This window comes from Chromohalobacter sp. 296-RDG, assembly GCF_029889885.1.
Taxonomy (GTDB): domain Bacteria; phylum Pseudomonadota; class Gammaproteobacteria; order Pseudomonadales; family Halomonadaceae; genus Chromohalobacter.
This window is the reverse complement of record NZ_JARANY010000130.1, coordinates 1-2,959: the sequence shown is the minus strand read 5'-3', so window position 1 is coordinate 2,959 and position 2,959 is coordinate 1. Positions and strand designations below refer to the sequence as shown.

Here is a 2,959-nt window from a genome sequence, read left to right as displayed (position 1 = left end):
GACGACGCGCGCTATTCCTGGCTAGTGCTGATCCCCCGTCGCGACGATATCCGCGAAGTCTACGAACTCTCCGCCGACGATCAGGCCACGATGTGGCAGGAAGCCACCGAGGTAGGGCACCGCTTGATGGCACATCATGACGGCGACAAGCTCAATTTGGCGACGCTCGGCAATCAGGTTGCGCAGTTGCACCTGCATGTCATCGTCCGCCACCAGGGCGACGTGGCCTGGCCGGGGCCAGTATGGGGACAAGGCACGCCGCAGCCGTATGACGACACGACACTGAGCACCTACTTGGCGACACTGCGTGACCTCCTCACACCATGAGTGAGGCGCACAGGCAGTTTTCGTAGAACTTAGGGCAGTTCGCCGAGCCGCTCCTGCATATCAATCAGCAGCGTATCGAACACATAGGGTGGCACCGGCTGGCCACCACGCTGTCCAGACAGCGTGATGCGCGTGCCCTGCTCGGTCGCCTCAAGCCGATAGCGCACCTCGAGCGAGGGGCGCGCGGCCAGCACGGCCTCGACATCGCCCAGGTCGACATCGGCGCGACGAATCACGAAGCCGCGTGCCGTCAGCATCGCCACCCCCGCTTCCAACGCGGTCGATGGCTCGGCGTCCACGACCAATGCCCGGGTTTGCGGCGGTGCCGACGACGTGGTCGTGCATCCGCTCACGCTCAATGCCACGCACGATGCTACTAACAATACGCGCAGCAGCCGCCTCATGATGTGCTCCCCTCACGCATGCGTGCGTCGATGTCATCGCGTAAAGCGGCGCAGAACGCCGCGCTGTTGTCCGGACGCGCATCGATCAGATAACCGTCGACATCGACCACGCGCGAATCGCGCGTCACCCGTACGACATCCTCGACGGCGACCACCGAGACCCGTTGCAGGCGCACCGGATCATCGCCAAAGCGCTGGGAATACCCCAGCGAATAGCCATGGTGGCTACCCATGCCATAGTATCCCCAGAAACCGCTGCGCCCCCAGAGCGGTCGATCCACGGCGCCTAGCCCCGGCTGCGCCTTGGCCCGCTCGGCACTCACCAACCCCAGGGCGACCTCGGTCTGTTCGATACGATAGCCCTGCGCTTCCAGGGCAGCGGCCGTGGCCCTTACCCGTGCATTGGCGTCGCCCTCGGCCGGCCAGTGGCATGCCTCGGGCAACGGCGAAGCCACGTCGCGGGCCAACGGATCGTAAGAAGCCAGGCTCTGACAACCGCCGAGCCCCAATGCCACTACCAGCAAAAGAGGTTTCATCATCGCGTTCTCGCCTGCAAGGAAAAGGCCACCCGTCAGCGGGGAGCGCAATAGCGCGTCTCACCTCACCGTTACCGCCGCCCGGTCATCTCGTTGAGAGCGTAGTCGAGCGCCACGGTTCCGTCAGTGTGGCATGCTGGACGGCTCCCGTCCGGCGCCGGCATGCGTTAGGCTGGCAACTCGACCACGACGCCCCGCCCTCGGGCTTGGATCATGCAAGAGGCTCGCTCATGAAGATCGTCATCGCCCCGGATAGCTACAAGGATTCTCTCTCGGCTCGCGAGGCCGCTGTCGCCATCGCCACGGGCTGCGCCCGCGTCCTGCCTCAAGCACAGTTAGTGCAATGTCCGATGGGGGATGGCGGCGAAGGTACTCTCGATGCCCTGCTGGCCGCAACACAGGCCGAACGCCGCGTCACTGCGGTCCACGACGCCCTGGAGCGCCCCATCAACGCCAGTTGGGGATGGCACGCCGCGAGTGCCACGGCCTATGTCGAACTCGCCGAGGCCAGCGGCTTGCAAGCGCTCGCCGACACTGAGCGCACCGCGCTGCACAGCACCACCCTTGGCGTCGGCGAGTTAATACGCGATGCGCTCGATACCGGGGCCAAACATTTGATCCTCACCCTGGGCGGCAGCGCCACCAACGATGCCGGCGCGGGGATGCTCACGGCGCTGGGCGCGCGACTGCTCGATACCGAGGGCCAGCCACTGCCACCAGGCGGCGCGGCACTGGCGCGGCTGGCCGAACTCGACCTGAGCGACCTGGACCCGCGCCTGGCGACGCTCAAGGTGGATACCGCCGTGGACGTCGACAACCCCTTGCTCGGTGAGCGCGGCGCCAGCGCGACCTTCGGACCGCAGAAAGGCGCTACGTCGGCGGACGTCACACGGCTCGACGCGGCCTTGGCACATTTTGCCGACCACGTCGCCAGCGCGCTCGGTAAGGATTACCGCGCTCTACCGGGCGCCGGCGCGGCTGGCGGCATGGGCTTCGCAGCCGCCGCTTTTCTGGGCGCAAGGCTGCAGCCCGGCATCGAACTGGTCATGGATCAGGTCGACTTCGACCGTCTGCTGGAAGACGCCGACCTGGTGATCACAGGCGAAGGCCAGCTCGATGGCCAGAGCCTGGCCGGCAAGACGCCGGTGGGTATCGCCCGGCGCGCGCGACGACACGGCGTGCCCACACTCGCACTCGCCGGGCGTCTCGGCGATGGCTGGCAGGCCGTTCACGACGAGGGGATCGAGGCCGCCTTCGCGCTGGCAGATGGTCCCCTGGCCCTGCCGGAGGCCCTAGGACGTACTGCCGAATTGCTCACCGATCGTGCCGAGAGCCTCCTGCGTGTGTGGCGACTCGCCGACCGGCAGACGCCACGCTAATCGCGGAGAGCGGACACAATGCCGCACCCTCCAACCTTGAAAAACCAAAGCGTCATGGGCATTTCATATGTAAACGCTATATCGTCGATGGGAAAGATTCGTTACCCAAGCCCCAAACGAGGCTCTAGACTAAGCCCATTGACGCTTTTGACCACTGACGACGTTCGTCCATCGTTTACCAAGGAGTGCTTTAATGTCCGACATCAATTCCATCGGCTTGCATACCAGCAGCGCCAACCAGCTGGCCGAAAAGCTCAACGAGCTGCTGGCCAACTACCAGATCTTCTACATGAACGCGCGCGGCTACCACTGG

Annotated in this window: 4 protein-coding genes and 1 pseudogene; 3 read left to right on the top strand and 2 right to left on the bottom strand. The window is 65.1% G+C overall.

Features of this window, described 5'->3' with window-relative positions:
• On the top strand, positions 1-327 hold a 327-nt coding region (locus OP495_RS16990), incomplete at its 5' end, for an HIT family protein (protein ID WP_280570921.1).
• A gap of 29 nt (positions 328-356) precedes the next feature.
• On the opposite strand, the gene OP495_RS16985 is transcribed toward OP495_RS16990, so the two are convergent.
• Both OP495_RS16985 and OP495_RS16980 read right to left on the bottom strand, forming a co-directional pair.
• Complete coding sequence (locus OP495_RS16985) at positions 357-731, bottom strand: hypothetical protein (protein ID WP_280570920.1); 375 nt, start codon at positions 729-731, stop codon at positions 357-359.
• Complete coding sequence (locus tag OP495_RS16980; protein WP_280570918.1) at positions 728-1,270, bottom strand: hypothetical protein; 543 nt, start codon at positions 1,268-1,270, stop codon at positions 728-730. The genes OP495_RS16985 and OP495_RS16980 overlap by 4 nt, the downstream gene beginning before the upstream one ends.
• A gap of 227 nt (positions 1,271-1,497) precedes the next feature.
• Between OP495_RS16980 and OP495_RS16975 the strand changes: the two genes are divergently transcribed.
• Complete coding sequence (locus tag OP495_RS16975; protein ID WP_280570916.1) at positions 1,498-2,646, top strand: glycerate kinase; 1,149 nt, start codon at positions 1,498-1,500, stop codon at positions 2,644-2,646.
• 193 nt (positions 2,647-2,839) lie between these two features.
• A pseudogene (locus tag OP495_RS16970) lies at positions 2,840-2,959 on the top strand (DNA starvation/stationary phase protection protein); the annotation flags it as partial.

Coding starts and splice junctions, on each gene's coding strand:
- OP495_RS16985 (WP_280570920.1), bottom strand. CDS start 731: ATGAGGCGGCTGCTGCGCGTATTGTTAGTAGCATCGTGCGTGGCATTG.
- OP495_RS16980 (WP_280570918.1), bottom strand. CDS start 1,270: ATGATGAAACCTCTTTTGCTGGTAGTGGCATTGGGGCTCGGCGGTTGT.
- OP495_RS16975 (WP_280570916.1), top strand. CDS start 1,498: ATGAAGATCGTCATCGCCCCGGATAGCTACAAGGATTCTCTCTCGGCT.